Source organism: Tateyamaria sp. ANG-S1, assembly GCF_000814025.1.
Taxonomy (GTDB): Bacteria; Pseudomonadota; Alphaproteobacteria; order Rhodobacterales; family Rhodobacteraceae; genus Tateyamaria.
The window spans coordinates 192,748-210,486 of sequence record NZ_JWLL01000005.1 but is presented as its reverse complement, the minus strand read 5'-3'; the positions used below and the strand labels follow the sequence as shown (position 1 = coordinate 210,486).

The 17,739-nt window shown below is 61.3% G+C and carries 16 protein-coding genes; 8 read left to right on the top strand and 8 right to left on the bottom strand.

From position 1 onward, the window contains the following. The first annotated feature begins 121 nt into the window (after nucleotides 1-121). Nucleotides 122-877 (top strand): class II aldolase and adducin N-terminal domain-containing protein, encoded by a 756-nt coding sequence (locus RA29_RS08330; protein WP_039684867.1) that lies wholly within the window; start codon nucleotides 122-124, stop codon nucleotides 875-877. 7 nt (nucleotides 878-884) lie between these two features. Here the strand turns inward: RA29_RS08330 and RA29_RS08325 are convergent, their stop codons facing one another. Continuing rightward, nucleotides 885-1,964 (bottom strand): Hint domain-containing protein, encoded by a 1,080-nt coding sequence (locus tag RA29_RS08325; RefSeq protein ID WP_039684865.1) that lies wholly within the window; start codon nucleotides 1,962-1,964, stop codon nucleotides 885-887. A 300-nt stretch (nucleotides 1,965-2,264) separates the two neighbouring features. On the opposite strand from RA29_RS08325, the gene dapE reads away from it, so the two are divergent. Genes dapE through rnr form a run of 4 tightly spaced genes read left to right on the top strand, consistent with a single transcriptional unit; the run spans nucleotide 2,265 to nucleotide 6,682 of the window. Continuing rightward, nucleotides 2,265-3,410: a succinyl-diaminopimelate desuccinylase gene (dapE, locus tag RA29_RS08320; RefSeq protein ID WP_039684863.1), complete on the top strand. Its 1,146-nt coding sequence runs from the start codon at nucleotides 2,265-2,267 to the stop codon at nucleotides 3,408-3,410. Beyond that, nucleotides 3,407-3,829 carry a GNAT family N-acetyltransferase gene (locus RA29_RS08315; RefSeq protein ID WP_039684861.1) on the top strand — a complete coding sequence of 141 codons (423 nt, stop codon included), beginning with the start codon at nucleotides 3,407-3,409 and terminating at the stop codon, nucleotides 3,827-3,829. Before dapE ends, RA29_RS08315 begins: the two co-directional genes overlap by 4 nt. Beyond that, a complete protein-coding gene (locus RA29_RS08310; RefSeq protein ID WP_193743497.1) occupies nucleotides 3,826-4,395 on the top strand; it encodes a TIGR04282 family arsenosugar biosynthesis glycosyltransferase in 570 nt (189 codons plus the stop codon). Before RA29_RS08315 ends, RA29_RS08310 begins: the two co-directional genes overlap by 4 nt. Nucleotides 4,396-4,426: 31 nt before the next feature. Beyond that, the gene (rnr, locus tag RA29_RS08305) at nucleotides 4,427-6,682 is read left to right on the top strand and encodes a ribonuclease R (protein WP_039684857.1); all 2,256 of its coding nucleotides are present in this window, start codon (nucleotides 4,427-4,429) and stop codon (nucleotides 6,680-6,682) included. Here rnr and RA29_RS08300 read toward each other — a convergent pair. Then, on the bottom strand, nucleotides 6,679-7,371 hold the full coding sequence (locus RA29_RS08300; protein WP_039684856.1) for a glutathione S-transferase family protein: 693 nt from the start codon (nucleotides 7,369-7,371) through the stop codon (nucleotides 6,679-6,681). The two genes, rnr and RA29_RS08300, sit on opposite strands and share 4 nt — an antisense overlap. Nucleotides 7,372-7,456: 85 nt before the next feature. On the opposite strand from RA29_RS08300, the gene RA29_RS08295 reads away from it, so the two are divergent. Then, a complete protein-coding gene (locus RA29_RS08295) occupies nucleotides 7,457-8,176 on the top strand; it encodes a YafY family protein (RefSeq protein ID WP_039684854.1) in 720 nt (239 codons plus the stop codon). Nucleotides 8,177-8,245: 69 nt separating this feature from the next. Beyond that, on the top strand, nucleotides 8,246-9,577 hold the full coding sequence (locus RA29_RS08290; protein ID WP_039684851.1) for a lytic murein transglycosylase: 1,332 nt from the start codon (nucleotides 8,246-8,248) through the stop codon (nucleotides 9,575-9,577). Between the two features lie 93 nt (nucleotides 9,578-9,670). Here the strand turns inward: RA29_RS08290 and RA29_RS08285 are convergent, their stop codons facing one another. From RA29_RS08285 to RA29_RS08260, 6 genes are all read right to left on the bottom strand, one after another. Continuing rightward, nucleotides 9,671-10,555, bottom strand: a complete 885-nt coding sequence (locus RA29_RS08285) for an ABC transporter permease (RefSeq protein WP_039684849.1) — start codon at nucleotides 10,553-10,555, stop codon at nucleotides 9,671-9,673. A gap of 6 nt (nucleotides 10,556-10,561) precedes the next feature. Then, on the bottom strand, nucleotides 10,562-12,199 hold the full coding sequence (locus RA29_RS08280) for an ABC transporter permease (RefSeq protein ID WP_039684847.1): 1,638 nt from the start codon (nucleotides 12,197-12,199) through the stop codon (nucleotides 10,562-10,564). Next, nucleotides 12,187-12,489 carry a DUF1330 domain-containing protein gene (locus tag RA29_RS08275; RefSeq protein WP_039684846.1) on the bottom strand — a complete coding sequence of 101 codons (303 nt, stop codon included), beginning with the start codon at nucleotides 12,487-12,489 and terminating at the stop codon, nucleotides 12,187-12,189. The genes RA29_RS08280 and RA29_RS08275 overlap by 13 nt, the downstream gene beginning before the upstream one ends. Before the next feature lie 90 nt (nucleotides 12,490-12,579). Beyond that, nucleotides 12,580-13,689 carry an extracellular solute-binding protein gene (locus RA29_RS08270; RefSeq protein ID WP_039684844.1) on the bottom strand — a complete coding sequence of 370 codons (1,110 nt, stop codon included), beginning with the start codon at nucleotides 13,687-13,689 and terminating at the stop codon, nucleotides 12,580-12,582. An 82-nt stretch (nucleotides 13,690-13,771) separates the two neighbouring features. Next, nucleotides 13,772-14,872 (bottom strand): ABC transporter ATP-binding protein, encoded by a 1,101-nt coding sequence (locus RA29_RS08265; protein ID WP_039685865.1) that lies wholly within the window; start codon nucleotides 14,870-14,872, stop codon nucleotides 13,772-13,774. A 202-nt stretch (nucleotides 14,873-15,074) separates the two neighbouring features. After that, nucleotides 15,075-16,472, bottom strand: a complete 1,398-nt coding sequence (locus RA29_RS08260) for an aspartate aminotransferase family protein (protein ID WP_039684842.1) — start codon at nucleotides 16,470-16,472, stop codon at nucleotides 15,075-15,077. A gap of 150 nt (nucleotides 16,473-16,622) precedes the next feature. Here RA29_RS08260 and RA29_RS08255 point away from each other — a divergent pair, with 150 nt between their 5' ends. Beyond that, nucleotides 16,623-17,705: a polyamine ABC transporter substrate-binding protein gene (locus RA29_RS08255; protein WP_039685863.1), complete on the top strand. Its 1,083-nt coding sequence runs from the start codon at nucleotides 16,623-16,625 to the stop codon at nucleotides 17,703-17,705. The last annotated feature ends 34 nt before the right edge of the window (nucleotides 17,706-17,739 follow it).

Here is a 17,739-nt window from a genome sequence, read left to right as displayed (position 1 = left end):
ATTGCCACAGGCAGGGTTCGGCTGATCCAGTGGCAATGTTCCTGTCTTGCCGTCTTGCGCGATTTGATTTGATTGAAGCGGTATGAACCGGGCACCCTGACGTCAGCAAAAGGAGCCGCAGATGACAGTCACTCAGATTCGCCCGAACATGGACAACTGGCAGGAACGTGTGGACCTTGCCGCCGCCTTTCGCTGGACCGTGCGTCTGAACATGCACGAAGCGGTGGCCAACCACTTTTCCCTCGCGATCAACGACGACGGAACCAAGTTCTTGATGAATCCGAACCAGATGCACTTTTCCCGCATCAAGGCATCTGACTTGATTGTGGTGGATGCGAATGACCCCGACAGTATGGAAGGGCCGGATGCGCCGGACCCGACCGCGTGGGGGCTGCATGGCGGTATGCACCGGCACTGCGCCCATGCGCGCTGTGCGATGCATGTCCATTCGCCCTATGCCACGGCGCTTGCTGCACTGGCCGACAGCACATTGCCGCCTGTGGACCAGAACGGGTGCATGTTCTTCAATCGCGTGGTGGTGGACGAAAACTACGGCGGTCTGGCCTTTGAAGAGGAGGGCGAGCGCTGCGCCAAGCTGTTCGATGATCCGAAGAAGAAGGTGATGGTCATGGGCAATCACGGCATCATGGTCATCGGGGACACGGTGGCCGAGACGTTCAATCGGTTGTTCTATTTCGAACGGGCGTGCCAGACCTACCTGCTGGCTTTGCAAACCGGCAAACCCTTGCGCCTGATCCCGGATGATGTTGCCGAAAAGACAGCACAAGAGATCGAGGATTATCCCGAGCAGGATCTGCGCCATCTGGCCGAACTCAAGGCCATTCTGGATGAGGAAGGGTCGAATTACGCAAGCTGACGCGCTGCTATGCAGCGCGTTGCGCGACCAGGGTGACCGCTTCGAAGGCAGTAAGGACTTGCCGCGCGGATCGCCTGTGTTCGGGAAGCAGGTGGCTTGGAATGTGGGCCAGAGCACTGTCGTCCAAACGCTTCGCATCACGTCTGATCCGTCCGATATAGAGGCTTTCCAGTGCGCATCCGGCGGCCACTACAGCCTCTTGACCCGGCAGGATCATCTGGACGTACTCGGTGGTGCTGGCGGTGGTGTAGTACTGTGCGGCTTGCCCGTTGATCAGGTGCCTGGCGGGCACCAGCACGGCCTCTTGCCCGAAGGTGTATTCCACCTCTGACCCGCGCAGAACAAGCCGCTGGTCCGGTGCCACGATGATATCCTGGCTCAGTCCGAAATAGGGTGCGCGCACCCGGACCGGGGCAAAGCTGCCATATGCTGGTACTGTCTGTGTGACGGTGTGCAGGACGGGGACGATGTCGCCCGTGTCGGTGGTCACCGTATCGCCGCGTTGCAGGGTGCCTGCCGGGCGGTATCCCGTCGGCGTGGCGATCGGGGTGGTGGGGTGCAAGGACGGCATTGGGCCAATAGGCAGGATGTCGGTGCTGATGCCTGCAAACACGACGTCCGGGGACAGGATGAGCTTAGGCGGCTTGGTCACGAGGTCGCACAGGTCGTCCGTAACTAGCGGCCGTGGCAGGTGCACAGGTCGTTGGATGGCGTCGCATGTGCCTGGCCGCTCCATCGCCAGACGGCCCCACCCGTTGGGCGCGTCCCAAGCATAGGACACACGCACCGTCGGCTCGCCGCCGGGATTGGACCATTTCAGGGCGGCTTGTATGACCTCTGAGTTGTGGCGGTGTATCATCCCGATACCGCCGCCGGGCAATGTCTGGAATGCGAGTGTCCGGGGCCACGGCTTTGCGCGTGAAACTGACAGAAGGCTTTCGGATTTGCCGTGATTGATGTCTCTCACTTCCAAAAGCAGTGTGCCGCGTTCCAGCAGTGGGCCGACATGTCGGGTGCTATTGCTGTCGCACAAGCCGCCTTTGTCATAGTGACCGCGCTTGCGGTCTGTCACACCGATCCACGTCATAGGATCGCCCCAGCCTGTGCACCCGGTGTCCCGGTTGCCTTGCCAATGCGTGCATCCGCATGCGGTGTTGTGAGCATCACCATCGCCACTCAATCCAGAACCCGAGTTTCAGGAGAAGGCGCGCCGCGTTTGGTAGCTTTGCGTGATCGAACGGTGTCAAACGAACCGCCGATACCCTGCCCCGGGTCACATTATTGCGTGGACCCTAGCACGTGAATTTGCAGCCTGTTAACTGTGCGCGCGGCGCAAGGTGCGGATATCGCGTCCTTTTCGCCACATGCCAGACCAGAGGACCCGCCTATGACGCCCGTCGATCCCGTTGCCCTGACCGCCGCTTTGGTGCGTTGCCCGTCCGTTACACCGGCGGACGAAGGCGCGCTTGATGTCCTTTACGACCTGCTCAGCGATGCGGGTTTTGACTGCGCGTGGGCGGATCGGGGCGGCATCCGCAATCTTTTTGCCCGTTTCGGGCCCAAGGGGCACGCACGCACATTTGGCTTCAACGGGCACACGGATGTAGTGCCAATTGGCAATCCTGACGACTGGACTGCACCGCCCTTTGGCGCCGAAGAGCGGGATGGCATCATGTATGGGCGCGGTACCACGGACATGAAATCCGGTGTCGCTGCCTTTGCCGCCGCCGCCGTGGATTTCGTGAAAGAAAGCCCGCCAGAAGGGGCTATCATCCTGGCCATCACCGGGGATGAAGAGGGTGACGCCACCGACGGCACGACTGCCCTGCTCGCCCATATGCAAGCGCAGGGCGAGGCGATGAGCGTTTGCCTGGTGGGCGAGCCGACCTGTCCCGAAACCATGGGCGAGATGATGAAGATCGGGCGGCGGGGTTCGCTGACCGCTTGGTTCACTGTGACCGGGGTGCAGGGGCATTCGGCCTATCCCCATCGCGCGAAGAACCCGCTGCCGCCGCTGATGCGCCTGATGGATCAGCTTGCAAGTCACGAATTGGACCAGGGTACGGATCATTTTGACCCCTCCACGCTGGCTGTCGTCACCGTGGACACCGGCAACCCCGCAACAAATGTCATCCCGGCGCAGGCGCGCGCAGCGGTGAACATCCGGTTCAACGACACCCATTCCGGCGACAGTCTGACCGCATGGCTCAGAGCGCAAGCGGATGCCGTGGCGACGGCCTACGCCGTTGAGGTTGAGGTGGTGGTCAAGGTGTCGGGCGAAAGCTTTCTGACGCCACCGGGCCCGTTGTCCGATCTGGTCGCCCGCGCGGTCGAGGTCGAAACAGGGGTAACACCGGTGCTCAGCACATCGGGGGGCACGTCAGACGCCCGTTTCGTGAAGGATCACTGCCCCGTGGTGGAGTTTGGCCTTGTTGGTCAGTCGATGCACAAGGTGGACGAGCATGTCGATGTGGCCCATATCCGCCAGCTCAAATCAATCTATGGGCGTATCTTGCGGGACTATTTCGCATGAACTGGACAATTGAGCAGACGGACGACCTGGTGGCCTGCCATGCGCTGCGCCGTACCGTGTTCATTGAAGAACAGGGCGTCAGCGAAGCGGACGAGGTGGATGGGCGCGATGGCGAAGCGTTGCACGTTTTGGCGCTGGTTGACGGTGTTCCAATGGGCTGTGCGCGCATCCTGACCAATGGGTCTGTTGCCAAGATCGGGCGTGTCTGCGTTTTGCCGTCGGCACGTGGTACGGGTCTGGGGGCTGCGATTATCGAGGCGTGCCTCGATGTTGCGCGTGCGCTCCCGGGTCTAACACAGGCGAAACTGGGCGCACAGACCCATGCGCTCGCCTTTTATGAGCGGTTGGGCTTTACGGCCTTTGGCCCTGTCTATGATGATGCGGGTATCCCGCACCGTGACATGGAACGCCCGCTTTGAAACCAACGCTGGTCGTGATGCTCAAGGTGCCGCGCCCGGGGCGGGTCAAGACGCGCCTTGGCCGTGACATCGGCATGGTGACGGCGGCCTGGTGGTTCCGGCATCAGGTGCGACAGCTGCTGAGACGGATTGAGGACCCGCGCTGGCGCGTGGTTCTGGCGGTTGCGCCGGATCGCGAAGGGCTTCGATCCCGTGTGTGGCCCGCGCGGTTTGAACGTTGGCCGCAAGGGCGGGGGAATCTTGGCGACCGGATGACCCGCATGATGCAAAAAGCCGGTGGTCCGGTTTGTGTGATCGGCGCGGACATCCCGGGCATCAACAGACGGCGTATTGCGGCGGCATTTGCTGCGCTCGGGTCGCATGATGCGGTTTTTGGCCCGGCACCCGATGGTGGGTACTGGCTGATTGGGGTCAAAACAGGTTCTAAATTGCGCAAAACGGCCCTGGATGGGGTCCGGTGGTCCACGCAACATGCCCTGTCCGACAGCCGTCACGCGCTGAATTTCGACCGTGTCGCGTTGGTTGACACACTGGCAGACGTGGACGCCGTCGACGATTTGCCATGACGCCCTCGGGTGCGCGTGCTACCTCGACCTCATGAGCCGTATTCCTAGTAAGTCCGAGATCCTCGATTGGATCTCTGCCAATCCCACCCTGACTGCGAAACGCGATATTGCCAAAGCCTTTGGCATTAAGGGCGCCGCACGCATCGATCTCAAGCGTCTGCTGCGGGAGCTTGAGGCCGAGGGTCATCTGGAGAAGCGCAAGAAGACCTATCAGGATCCAGACCGTTTGCCGCCCGTCAGTGTGTTGCAAGTGGCGGAGCCCGATGGAGACGGTGACCTGTTCGCGCGCCCTATGGAGTGGCAGGGCGAGGGGGTGGAGCCGCGCATCCTGATCTTGCCGCGCGCGTCCGACCCTGCGCTGGGGCCGGGCGACCGGATTCTGGCCCGGCTGACCTTGGTCAAGGACGAGGACCACAATTACGAAGCGCGATTGATCCGTCGGATCGGAACGAACCCGCGCCGCATTCTGGGCGTGTTCCGCGCAGGTTCGGAGGGTGGGCGGATCGTGCCCATCGACAAGGGCAGCGACAAGGAGTGGCAGGTGCCTGCGGGTGCCACCCACGGGGCCAAGGATGGCGAGTTGGTTGAGGCCGAACAGGCTGGTCCGAAGGGGCGCATCGGTTTGCAACGTGCGCGCATCGTGGACCGTTTGGGCGATCCATCCGCGCCCAAGGCTGTCTCGTTGATCGCGATCCATGAACATGGCATTCCCGACGCCTTTCCCGATGCGGTGATGGCTGAGGCTGACGCGCAGAAGCCTGCGGGGCTGAATGGGCGCGAGGATTTGCGCGACCTGCCCCTTGTCACCATCGACCCGTCCGATGCGCGGGACCATGACGACGCCTGCTATGCCCATGCGGATGATGACCCAAAGAACGAAGGGGGGCATGTTATCTGGGTCGCGATTGCGGATGTGTCGGCTTACGTTACGCCCGGATCGGCGCTTGATCGCGAAGCCAAGAAGCGCGGTAACTCGACTTACTTCCCCGACCGGGTTGTGCCCATGCTGCCGGATCGGCTGTCGGGTGACCTCTGTTCGCTGCACGAAGGCGTGGCCCGTGCCTGTATCGCGGTGCGCATGCAGATCGATGCACAGGGCGAAAAGATCGGGCATAGCTTTCATCGTGGTCTGATGCGGTCGCCTGCATCGCTTCATTACCAAGAGGTGCAAGCCGCCATCGACGGCCACCCGAATGAGCGCACAGAGCCCTTGTTAGAGCCTGTTTTGCAGCCGCTCTATGCCGCCTACGCCGCTCTGGTCGAGGCGCGCAAAAAGCGGCAGCCGTTGGAACTCGATCTGCCCGAACGCCAGATCATTTTGGACGAAGACGGCACTGTGCGTTCTGTCGCGTTCAAGGATCGCCTTGATGCACACCGGCTGATCGAAGAGTTCATGGTGTTGGCCAACGTGGCCGCGGCAGAAACGCTGATTGCTAAAAAATCACCCTTGCTGTTCCGCGTGCACGAAGAACCGTCGCCCGACAAGCTCGACAGTCTGCGCGAGACCGCGCAGGCGGCTGGTTTGAATCTTGCCAAGGGGCAGGTGCTGAAGACGGCGCACCTGAACCGCTTGCTCGCGCAGGCCGCGGATACCGAGGATGCGGAACTGATCAATATCTCGACTCTGCGGTCGATGACGCAGGCCTATTACAGCCCGCAGAATTTCGGCCATTTCGGCCTCGCGCTGCGCAGCTATGCGCATTTCACCTCTCCCATCCGGCGCTATGCCGACCTAATCGTCCACCGCGCGCTGATCGCGGCGCATGGCTGGGGCAAGGACGGTCTGACGCCCGAAGACATCGAGGTGCTGGAAAAGACAGGCACGCACATCTCGGACACCGAACGCCGGTCGATGGTGGCGGAGCGGGATACGACGGATCGTTACCTTGCGGCCTATCTGAGTGAGCGGGTGGGCGATGAGCTGGAAGGGCGCGTATCCGGCATCGCCAAGTTCGGCATTTTCGTAAAGCTGGACGACAGCGGGGCCGATGGTTTGGTGCCGATGCGGTCCATCGGGGCCGAATACTTCCATTTCGACCGCGAGGCGAACACGCTGATGGGGTCGGATACGGGCATGATTATCGGCCTTGGCCAACGCGCAACGGTGCGGCTGGCCGAGGCGGTGCCAGTGACAGGCGGCATTGCGTTGGAACTACTGGCGCTTGATGGTCAATCGCTGCCGCGTGGCAGGCAAAGCCCGGCAGGACGCAGCCCGCGCCGCAAACCTGCCAAGGCGAAACGCCGGACCGACAAAACCAAGCGCAAGGTCAGCCGGAAGCGGCGCTAACCCAGCGCCGCCTCAACCCGCCGCATGTAATCGACCAGCATCACGTCCTGGCTGACCCGCCGCGAAAGGGCGGTGCCCCCGGGCGTTGATGCCATGGCGCCTAGCATTGCGGCGACGCTGGCATCGGCAGCACTGGGCTGGGTGCCGAACAGGAACGGGCCATGCCAGAGACGGTCGGTGATCGCTTTCAAATCCGGTTCGATCCGCTCCAACCGCTCACCAGCGGTCAAGCGGCCCAGCCCTTGCGCATCCATCCCGCGCAGCAGCACACGGCGAATGCCGCGGGAGATGAACTTGCGCAGAAAGGCTGGGATCGTCGCGAAATATGTGTCTCTGACAATGGGCCAAACGGCCTTGTCACCCCAACGGTCGAGGACAAGGTGGAAGTACATATGCTCTTCGGCCATGCGAATGAACGCGCGCGACGTTGCCCGGTCAAGATCGCTCAGCCCATCATCGAAACGCGCGCCGCGCTCTTCGAGCCAGGCGCGTATGTTGTCGCTGTCGCCGATGATCTCGTCATCGACCCACAGGGCGGGCAGTTTACCCTTGGGCCAGCTGCGTGGGTCGGCCGTATCCTTGCGCTGCCATGGCAGGCCCGACAGGTTCAACAGGTACAGCGCCTTGACGCAGAACGGGCTGCCGCTGGGTTGGCCAAAGGCAGGAGGGTAAGTCACAAGTGTCAGCATCTTTCTCTCCTCGGTGAATAATCTTGGGTTGTGATACCGGGCCGTGCTGTCAGAAACTGGCAGGACATGTGATATGACGTAAGACATGACCCGAACCCATCGCCTGTTCCAATTGATGCAAACCCTACGCCGGCTGACGCCGCCGATTACGGCGCAGTCGCTGGCTCATGAAATGGATGTGTCGCTGCGCACGATCTACCGCGACATTGATGAGCTGCGGGGGCTGGGTGCCGTGATCGACGGCGAGGCCGGGTTTGGATTTACGCTGATCGAGGATGCGTCGCTGCCCCCGCTCGGGTTCGAGGATGACGAGTTGGAAGCGTTGGTGCTGGGCCTGCGCGACGTGGCTGTGATCGCGGACCCGGCGCTGGCCAAGGCGGCAACGTCGGCATTGGCCAAGATCCAGGCGCGTGTCCCTCCGAAGCAGGCGCATCGGCTGAAGCACGCGGTTCTTGATGCCCGCCGGTACTGGCGCCCCGACCCGCCGCGCATTGACGTGGGTAAGCTACGGCAAGCGGCGTGGGACGAGCTGAGTGTGCACTTCGCTTACCAAGACGCCAAGGGTGATCAGACTGAGCGGACGGTGAAGCCCTTGGGCATTGTCTACATGGAAAACACCAACGTGCTTCTGGCGTGGTGCCACCTGCGTGAAGACTTCCGCGTGTTTCGGCTGGACCGTATGGATGAGTTGCGCGTGACGGATCAGAGCTTTCGTCCGCACCGCGTGTCGCTCTTGCGCGATCACCTCGCCCGTATCCGGGCGGAGGTGCACGAAGTGGCAAAGGACCGCGCCCATTTCGACTGATCCCTTTGCCGGAATCGCAATTGTCGCTACATTGGAAACAAAGAAGAACAAGCGACAAAGAGGCAAAACATGCGGTGGGCAGTCACCCTTGGCGCGGGTAGCGCCATCTTCGTCTTTGGCACGGCTTTGGCACAACCTGTGCCGTCTTCGATCCGGCCAGAGATTCGACCCGTGGCCGATACGGTCAGCCGGGCGCAAACATTAGATCCAGTTGTGATTGCGACGCCGTCGGTGGCACGACCACAAGCGCGCCCAGCATCTTTGGCTGAGCTTTCGGTGGCTGATACCGGGTTTCAGCAATGGATCGCGGGTTTTCGCGGTCGTGCGCAAGGTCAGGGGATCAGCGGTGCCACCTTTGACCGGGCCTTTGCCGGGGTGCGCTACGATCCGGACGTCATCAAGCGCGACAGCAATCAGTCCGAGTTTACCAAGACGATCTGGGACTATCTGGACAGTGCCGCATCTGACAGCCGCATACGCAACGGCAAGGCTGCACTGCGTGAACATGCGCGGACGCTGGACGCCATCGAAGCGCGCTACGGCGTTGAAAAGGAAGTTGTGGTTGCGGTTTGGGGGCTGGAAAGCGCCTTTGGTGCGGTGCGCGGCAGAAACGACGTGATCCGCAGCCTGGCCACGCTGGCCTATGACGGGCGGCGAGGCGCGTTTTTCGAGGCGCAGTTGATTGCGGCCCTCACCATTCTGCAAAGCGGTGACACGGAGCCCCGCAACATGACTGGGTCCTGGGCCGGGGCGATGGGGCATACGCAGTTTATGCCGACGTCCTATTTGGACTACGCCGTTGATTTTACCGGCGATGGCAAGCGCGATATCTGGTCAGATGATCCCACGGACGCTTTGGCGTCCACCGCGGCCTACCTCGCCAAGTTCGGCTGGACCAAGGGGCAGCCGTGGGGCGTTGAGGTGACGTTGCCCGGCAACTTCGACTACGCCTCGGCCAACCGCAAAACCAAGCGCAGCCCGGCGGAGTGGGGTCGTTTGGGTGTTGTCGGTACGAACGGCGCGCCGGTGCCTGATCATGGTGAAGCCTCCATCCTGTTGCCCGCCGGGGGGCAGGGCGTGGCGCTGATGATCTTTGACAATTTTGCGGTGATCGAGCGGTACAATACCGCAGATGCTTACGTGATCGGTGTCGGGCATCTGAGCGATCGGATCGGTGGTGGGCAGGCGTTTCGTGGTGATTGGCCGCGCGGGGATCGCGCGCTGACCTTCTCTGAGCGCAAGGAGATGCAGCGCCGATTGACCGCTGCCGGCTTCAACACCCAGGGCATTGACGGCCGGATTGGGCCCAAGACCCTGGATGCGGTACGCGCGTTTCAGCAGTCGCGAGGGCTGTCCGCTGACGGTTATGCGTCACTGCAATTGCTGAAACGGTTGCGTTGATCCGAAGGCCGCTGCGCGACGACATTGTTTAGGGGGCTCTGCCCCCGTCCTGCGGACTGCCCCGAGGTATTTATTTTCAGCCAGAAGAAAGGGTCAGCCGGGTGACATGCCCCTGAGTCGTTCGCTGCGACGGCGGAGGAGTTCTACGGTGGTCAGCAGCGCGATGGAGATCACAACGAGGATTGTAGCCACCGCGAGGATCGTTGGGCTGATCTGTTCACGCAGGCCGATGAACATTTGCCACGGTAGCGTTTTCTGGCTGGCGGAGCCGACGAAGAGGACCACCACCACCTCGTCAAACGACGTGATGAATGCGAAGAGGCCGCCGGAGATGACGCCGGGCAGGATCAAAGGCATCTGCACGCGGAAGAAGGTTGTGACCGGCCCTGCACCCATGTTGGCGGCTGCACGTGTCAGTGAGCGGTCAAAGCCCACCAGTGTCGCGGTGACGGTGATGATGACGAAGGGGATCCCCAGCACCGCGTGCGCGAGGATGACTTTGACATAGCCTACGAACCCTTTGTCGAGGCCAAGCGTGCCCTCCATCCAATTGCCGAGTTGGGCGTAGAAAAAGAACATGCCCGTCGCAGAGATGATAAGGGGCACGATCATGGGCGAGATCAGGATCGCCATGATCGCCCCTTTGAACGGCACGTGGCTTTGGCTCAGGCCGATGGCTGCAAGCGTGCCGAGGGTGACCGAGATGATCGTCGCCAGTGGCGCGATGATCAGCGAGTTCTTCAGCGCCAGTTGCCATTGCGGGTTGGTGAAGAAGTCTCGGTAGTGTTTCAGCGAATAGCCTTCAGGGTCGAGCCTCAGCATCTCTGGCGTGAAGGTGAAGAAGTCCTGTGCGTTGAAGCTGAGCGGCATGACTACGACGATCGGGGCCACGAGGAAGAAGAAGATCAGCCCGCAGATCACCCGGAAACTGTAGTACCAGATGCGCTGTCCCAGCGTGGCATATGGAGGAAGGCCCATGGTCTGTTACCCCAGCTTCACGTTGTCGATGCCCACGATCTTGTCATAGGCCCAATAGAGCACCAGGACCGCCGCCAGCAGGATGGTTCCAAGCGCGGCCGCCAGTCCCCAGTTGAGCGATGATGAGATGTGGAAGGCGATCCGGTTCGAGATGAAGACGCCTTTGGTGCCGCCCACAATCTCGGGTGTGATGTAGTAGCCGATGGACAGTATGAAGACGAGGATACTGCCCGCGCCGATGCCCGGCACCGATTGCGGGAAGTAGACGCGCCAGAAGGCGGTCCAGTTGGTGGCGCCCAGCGACTTCGCGGCGCGTAAATAGCTGGGCGGAATGGTCTGCATCACCGAATACATCGGCAGGATCATGAACGGCAGCAGGATATGCGTCATGGCGACAATGGTGCCGAACTGGTTGTTGATCATGATCAGCCGCCCGTCATCTGCGACAAGGCCGATCCAGACCAGCACATCGTTGATCACCCCCTGCTGCTGCAGCATGACTTTCCACGCCGACGTGCGCACCAGCAGTGACGTCCAGAAGGGCAAGAGGACGAGGATCAGCAGCACGTTGGCTTGCCGCATCGGCAGGTTCGCCAGCAGCCACGCGATGGGGTAGCCAAGTGCGATACAGGAAAAGGTGATCAGCAGCGACATCCAGATCGTCCGACCAAAAAGCGTCAGAAGGATCTGCTTTTCTTCGGGCTGCCAGGCGACACCTTCCGGTGTCTTTTGGGCATCGATGGCGTTCAAGAAATAGCCGGACGTATACGTGCCTGAATGCGTCTGAATGGTTTGCCAGGGCTCAAGCGAGGCCCAGTCTTCGTCCATGGCGCCGAATTCCTGCGCGAAATCGGGAACAGGCAGGTCGGCCTGCTGGGCCGCGCGCAACATGTCGGCGGCCGGTCCAACATAGCCAGAGAGATCAGCGCGCTGCAGATCGGTGACAAGGGCAGGGGCCACCGATTCCCATGGATCACGTTCGGCGGGGTCGCGATTGTTCTGGGTTGCGACAAAAACGGCCCAGGCCGTGTATTCGCGTGCCGCCAGCGGGAGCAGCGCAGACACCTCTGCGTCTGGCGCAAAGTTGATCTCTGCATCCGCCGCTGTGCCGGACAGGCGTGCAACCCGCGTACGTTGGTCGTTCAGCAGCGTGGCGTCGGACACGCCGCGCGTGTTGAACAGCGCGTACCAAGTTTCGCCGTCGTCCCATGCGTCATCCAGATCTTCGAGCGGTTCGTAGGACAGATCAGCAATATCATCCATGTTGCGCCCCGATTGGCGGAACAGGGATGACATGCCGGTTGTCTCGTAATTCAGCCGGGTGCCAAGCCTGGTATGCCGCTTGGCTTCCGAGGCGAGGAACATGTCGTAAAACATTGCCTCGTACACTTGCTCGGGCGGCAGGTCGGTGCCTGTCGCATCCCAATCCGCCAGCGCCTCGACCGTGTAGGGAAGCGTGTTGGCGACAATGTCATTCTCGACCGAGCGGAACAACATCGAGGCAATGGGCACGATGAAGGTGATAAGCACAAAAAGCAGGAGCGGCGCGATCAGGGCCAGTGCGCGCAGTTTCTGGCGGCGCAGGGCGCGGGCCAGGCTGCGTTTCAGCGGGGTGCCGTCGGCTGCTTGCATCACTTCGGCCATGGGTCGGCCCCTTTCGCGACAACGATCATGGAGGTCGCGGTGCGGTGGCGGATCTTCATGACCTCTTGGTACTCGGGGTCGTTATAGGCTGCCAAGGCGGCCTCGTAGGTCGGGAATTCAAAGACAACATGGCGGGAAAACTCCGGCCCTTCCATCGACTGGGCGTCGCCGCCGCGGACCAAAGGCACAGCGCCGTGGGACAGCAGGATCGGCGTGTCCTTTTCGACGTACTCCTTGTAAGCCTCCGGGTCGTTCACGGTGATGTGGCCGATGATGTAGCCTTTTGGCATTGTCGTTCCCCTTGGTGAGCAAGGCGGGGGACACCCCCGCCTTACGATTGGTGTGCAGTAAGGCGGACGTGTCGTCCGCCAAACCGTGGCTTATTGCGCCAACCACGCCTGGAACTTGGCGTCGATGTCGTCGCGGTAGTCCGCCCAGAACTCGTAGTTATAGAGGAACGTGTTCGCGGCGTTGTCCGGATCAGTCGGCATGTGCGGTGCCATGTCGATGCCCAGATCTGCGTGCTGACCCACCAGCGGCGCAGACGATGCGCGGGCCGGACCGTACGAAATGTACTTGGCCTGATCTGCCAGACGCTGTGTGTCGGTCGCGAACTTGATGAAGTCACGCGCACGCGCTTCGCGCTCGGGGCTCAGACCCGCGGGGATAATCCAACCGTCAAGGTCGAACACCTGCGCGTCCCACAGCATGCCGATAGGCTGGTCCTGCTCTTCAATGGCAGCGAACAGGCGACCGTTATAGGTCGAGCCCATGATGACCTCGCCATCGGCCAGCAGTTGCGGCGTGTCGGCACCGGCGGACCACCAGATCACGTCGTCCTTGATGGTGGCCAGCTTGTCCAGCGCCTGTTGCTGACCTTCGTCGGTCGCCAGCACGTCATAGACATCGTCCTTGGCCACACCGTCACACAGCAGCGCCCATTCCATGTTGTTGATCGGGCGCTTTTCCAGCGAACGCTTGCCGGGATAGGTCTCGGTGTCGAAGACTGCGCAGACTTCTGTCGGTGGAGTGTCGCCCACCAGGTCCGTGCGGTAGCCGAAGGTGGTCGAATACACGATCTGCGGGATAAAGCAGTCGGAAACCAGCAGGTCACCGAAGTCGTCCGACGCCGATGTGCCATCGGGGGCCGCGGCCAGATCCTCGTCCGGGTCAATCTCCAGCGCCAGACCTTCATCGCACAGGCGGATCGCGTCAGCGGCCACCACGTCAACGACGTCCCACGTGATGCTGCCCGCTTCGTTCATGGCGCGCAGTTTTGCCACAGCCTCAGCCGAGCTTTCGTCCCAAACGGCGGTGACGCCGGGGTTCATTTCCAGATAGGGCTCGACATAGGCCTTTTGCTGGCTGTTCTGGTAGGCACCGCCCCAGCTGACCAGGGTCATGTCGCTGGCCATGTGGCTGTCCGCGAATGCCGTGCCCGAGGCCAGCGTCAGTGCTGTCGTGGCAAGTAGGGTCTTGGTGAGTTTCATGAACTTACTCCCATTGTTAACGCCCGTTTGAATTGTCGCGAAGGTCGGACCACGGGCGCAGCCCAAACCTTCTTCCCCATGCTCAGGCGTCAAGCGCCCGGCAATCCTGTGGCAACCACCCTATGTCGATCTGGGTGCCCGGCGTCAGGCGCACCTGATCGGGCGCGTTGCGTGTCTTGATGACGAAATCGTCGTTTCCGGCGACCCGTAGGCGCGTGCGGAAGATGTCGCCCATATAAATGAACTCCAGCACCTCGGCCTTGAGCGTGTGGGCGTCGGGGCTGAGCCGTTCCTTGTTCATCTCGACCCGTTCGGGGCGGATGGAGACGCGGGTGCGCTGGCCCACTTCGGTGACGTTCACGGGCTTGGCGTCGATGATCTCGCCATCATCCAGAGTCACTTCGCACTGGTCCCCGGTGATCTTGCTGATCTTACCCATCAGCGTGTTGTTTTCACCGATAAACTGAGCAACGAAGCTGTTTTCCGGCTCTTCATAGAGCTGATCCGGCGGCGCCAGTTGCTGGATCCGCCCATCGTCAAATACGGCCACGCGGTCGGACATGGTCAGTGCTTCTGTCTGGTCGTGTGTCACGTAAACGGTTGTGATGCCCAGATCGTGGGCCAGCCGCGTGATCTCGAATTGCAGGGTCTCGCGCAGTTGCTTGTCGAGCGCGCCCAGCGGTTCGTCCATCAGCACCAGTTCCGGTTCAAACACCAGCGCGCGGGCCAGTGCGATCCGTTGTTGTTGCCCACCGGACAGTTGCGCGGGCCGACGCCCGGCGAAATCCTGCATCTGCACCATGCCGAGGGCGCGCATGATCTTTTCCTCGCGCTCCGATTTGCCGATCTTGCGCACTTCCAGCGGGAAACTGAGGTTTTCAGCCACCGTCATGTGCGGAAATAGCGCGTAGTTCTGAAACACCATCCCAATGCCACGCTTGTGTGGCGGGATATTGTTGATCGGACGACCGTCCAGCTTGATCTCGCCGTGCGTCGCTGTCTCAAACCCCGCCAGCATCATCAGGCAGGTCGTCTTGCCTGACCCGGACGGCCCGAGCATCGTCAGAAACTCGCCCTTGGGCATGGAGAGGTTGAGATCTTTGACGACGAGGATCTCGCCATCATAACTTTTCTGCACGCGTTCGAATTCGACGAACGCCTGGTCAGTCGCAGTGTTGGCCAAACTTGGCTCCCCGTTCTTGTGGCGATCTGACGCCGCCGCTTTGCGCAAACTAAACCGAGGTGCTTGGCGCAATGCAACTAACTATGACGCAAAACCCGCCTTGATAGCGCAATCCAGTCGGAATCACTGCAGCATTGTGCGTTTTCAGGTCATGTTCCCGCAGGATATTGCTGGGCCACGGTTGGAATCAAAGCGCCTTGGGTCACGCTGCAGGGGTCAGCATGTCGCCGTCTTTCAACTGGGCATAGCATTCGTCCAGCGCAACACGTGCACGGCGACCCAGTTCCGCGATCTCGTCCGGTGTGATGATCAGCGGGGGCGAGATCACCATACGGTCATAGACGTGCCGCATCACCAGATTGTTGGCAAAGCAGCGCTCCCGGCACATGAACCCCGCCGTGCCCGCTTCCATGGCGAACTTGGCGCGGCTGTCCTTGTGTGGAGTGAGGGCGAGCGAGCCCATCATGCCGGTGATCGTCGTCTCTCCCGCCAGCGGATGGTCGGCCAGCCCGTGCCACATCTGGTGCAGGGCAGGCATGGCGACGTTGCGGACGTGGTCGAGCACATTTTCTTCTTCGAGAATGCGCAGGTTCTCCAGCGCGACCGCCGCGGCGACCGGATGGCCGGAATAGGTATAGCCGTGGTTGAACTCGCCTGATCCGATGACCTCGGCCACTTCGTCACAGACGATGGAGCCGCCGATGGGCTGGTAGCCGGAGCTGAGACCCTTCGCGATGGTCATGATATGCGGCCTGATCCCAAGCGTTTGCGAGCCGAACCAATTGCCAGTACGGCCAAATCCGCAGATCACCTCGTCCGCGATCAGCAAGATTTCGTACTTGTCGCAGATGCGCTGGATCTCCGGCCAATACGTCTCGGGTGGGATGATGACGCCGCCCGCACCCTGGATGGGTTCCGCGATGAAAGCAGCAACCTTGTCCTCACCGTGATGCAGAATTGCGTCTTCCAATTCTTTCGCACGTGAAAGGCCGAACTCAGCGGGGCTCATGTTGCCACCCTCAGACCACCAGTTCGGTTGGTTGATATGCACAACGCCGGGGATCGGTAGCCCGCCTTGTTCGTGCATCGCCGTCATGCCGCCCAAGCTGCCGGACCCGACCGATGACCCGTGATAGGCGTTCTTGCGGCTGATCACGATCTGCTTGTCCGGTTTGCCCTTGAGCGCCCAATAGGTGCGGACCATGCGCAGGTTGGTGTCGTTCGCCTCCGATCCCGACCCGGCAAAGAAGACGTGGTTCAGATCGCCCGGCGCCAGTTCCGCGATCTTCTGGGCCAGCGCAATGGCAGGCACGTGGGTCGTCTGAAAGAAGGTGTTGTAATAGGGCAGCTCGCGCATCTGGCGCGCAGCAACATCCGCCAGTTCGGTGCGCCCATAACCGATGTTCACGCACCACAGACCGGCCATTCCATCGAGGATCTCGTTTCCCTCACTATCATGTAGGAAGACCCCCTTGGCCCGCGTGATCACCCGCGCCCCTTTGGCCGCCAGTTCGCCGCCTGCCGTGAACGGGTGCATGTGATGGGCCGCGTCCAGGGCTTGCAGTTCGGACGTGGGCAGATGGTTCGTGATGGCGGGCATGGACACCTCGGGCGTTGCGTGACGTGCCGAGAATATGGGCAACCGTTCAGTCGTCAATCCGCCATGTGCAATCCCGCTGGACGCATCGCGGAAAACTTGTTTTCATATACGCTGACCCGGGGCTACCGGGCGCGATACGGGGAGTATTCCATGAAAACGACAATGCTTGGCACGGTCGCAGCCTTTGCCCTGACGGGCGCCGTGATGGCTGACGAAGTGCGTGTATACAACTGGTCCGACTACATCGACGAGGAGTTGCTGACCAAGTTCGAGGAAGAGACCGGCCTGAACCTGGTCTACGATGTGTTCGACAGCAACGAGGTGCTGGAAACCAAGATGCTGGCAGGCTCGTCCGGCTATGACATCGTGGTGCCGACCGGTACGTTCCTGCAGCGCCAGATCGCCGCAGGTGTGTTCCAGCCGCTGGATAAGTCGCAGCTGCCCAACATCGAAAACATGTGGGACGTGATCGAGGCGCGGACCGCGAATTACGATCCCGAAAACGCCTATTCCATCAACTACATGTGGGGGACGACCGGGCTTGGCGTGAATGTTGGAAAGGTGACCGAGATCCTGGGCGCGGATGCCCCGATCGGGTCTTTGTCCCTGATCTTTGATCCGGCCAACATGGAAAAGCTGGCGGCGTGCGGCGTGCATTTCCTGGATGCCCCGACCGAGATGATCCCGGCGGCGCTGACCTATGCTGGCATGCCCTCTGATGCCAAGGACAAGGACTCACTCGCCAAGGCCGAAGAGGTACTGATGGCGGTGCGGCCGCACATCCAGAAGTTCCACAGTTCTGAGTATATCAATGCTCTGGCCAATGGTGACATCTGCGTGGCCTTTGGCTGGTCCGGCGACATCCTGCAGGCGCGTGATCGTGCGGCCGAGGCCGAAAACGGGGTGGAGATTGCCTATACCGCGCCGACCGAAGGCGCGCTGATGTGGTTCGACCAGATGGCGATTCCTGCTGACGCGCCGAACCCCGAAGGCGCGCACAAATTCCTGAACTTCATCATGGACGCGCAGAACATGGCGCAGGCATCGAACTATGTTTACTACGCCAACGGCAATGCCGCGTCGAAAGAGTTCCTGCTGGAAGACGTGATTGGCGACACGGCGATCTATCCGGACGAGGCTGCTTTGGAAAACCTCTATACTGTGACGCCTTGGGAGGCGCGGGATCAGCGCAACCTGACGCGCACCTGGACCAAGATCAAATCAGGCACCTGAGCCTGATTTCGGGCGCGGGGGTCCCCCTCGCGCC

What these genes read in the sequence shown, in the direction of transcription:
- RA29_RS08330 (WP_039684867.1), top strand. Translation starts at nt 122, where the DNA reads ATGACAGTCACTCAGATTCGCCCGAACATGGACAACTGGCAGGAACGT.
- RA29_RS08325 (WP_039684865.1), bottom strand. Translation starts at nt 1,964, where the DNA reads ATGACGTGGATCGGTGTGACAGACCGCAAGCGCGGTCACTATGACAAA.
- dapE (WP_039684863.1), top strand. Translation starts at nt 2,265, where the DNA reads ATGACGCCCGTCGATCCCGTTGCCCTGACCGCCGCTTTGGTGCGTTGC.
- RA29_RS08315 (WP_039684861.1), top strand. Translation starts at nt 3,407, where the DNA reads ATGAACTGGACAATTGAGCAGACGGACGACCTGGTGGCCTGCCATGCG.
- rnr (WP_039684857.1), top strand. Translation starts at nt 4,427, where the DNA reads ATGAGCCGTATTCCTAGTAAGTCCGAGATCCTCGATTGGATCTCTGCC.
- RA29_RS08300 (WP_039684856.1), bottom strand. Translation starts at nt 7,371, where the DNA reads ATGCTGACACTTGTGACTTACCCTCCTGCCTTTGGCCAACCCAGCGGC.
- RA29_RS08295 (WP_039684854.1), top strand. Translation starts at nt 7,457, where the DNA reads ATGACCCGAACCCATCGCCTGTTCCAATTGATGCAAACCCTACGCCGG.
- RA29_RS08290 (WP_039684851.1), top strand. Translation starts at nt 8,246, where the DNA reads ATGCGGTGGGCAGTCACCCTTGGCGCGGGTAGCGCCATCTTCGTCTTT.
- RA29_RS08285 (WP_039684849.1), bottom strand. Translation starts at nt 10,555, where the DNA reads ATGGGCCTTCCTCCATATGCCACGCTGGGACAGCGCATCTGGTACTAC.
- RA29_RS08280 (WP_039684847.1), bottom strand. Translation starts at nt 12,199, where the DNA reads ATGGCCGAAGTGATGCAAGCAGCCGACGGCACCCCGCTGAAACGCAGC.
- RA29_RS08275 (WP_039684846.1), bottom strand. Translation starts at nt 12,489, where the DNA reads ATGCCAAAAGGCTACATCATCGGCCACATCACCGTGAACGACCCGGAG.
- RA29_RS08270 (WP_039684844.1), bottom strand. Translation starts at nt 13,689, where the DNA reads ATGAAACTCACCAAGACCCTACTTGCCACGACAGCACTGACGCTGGCC.
- RA29_RS08260 (WP_039684842.1), bottom strand. Translation starts at nt 16,472, where the DNA reads ATGCCCGCCATCACGAACCATCTGCCCACGTCCGAACTGCAAGCCCTG.
- RA29_RS08255 (WP_039685863.1), top strand. Translation starts at nt 16,623, where the DNA reads ATGAAAACGACAATGCTTGGCACGGTCGCAGCCTTTGCCCTGACGGGC.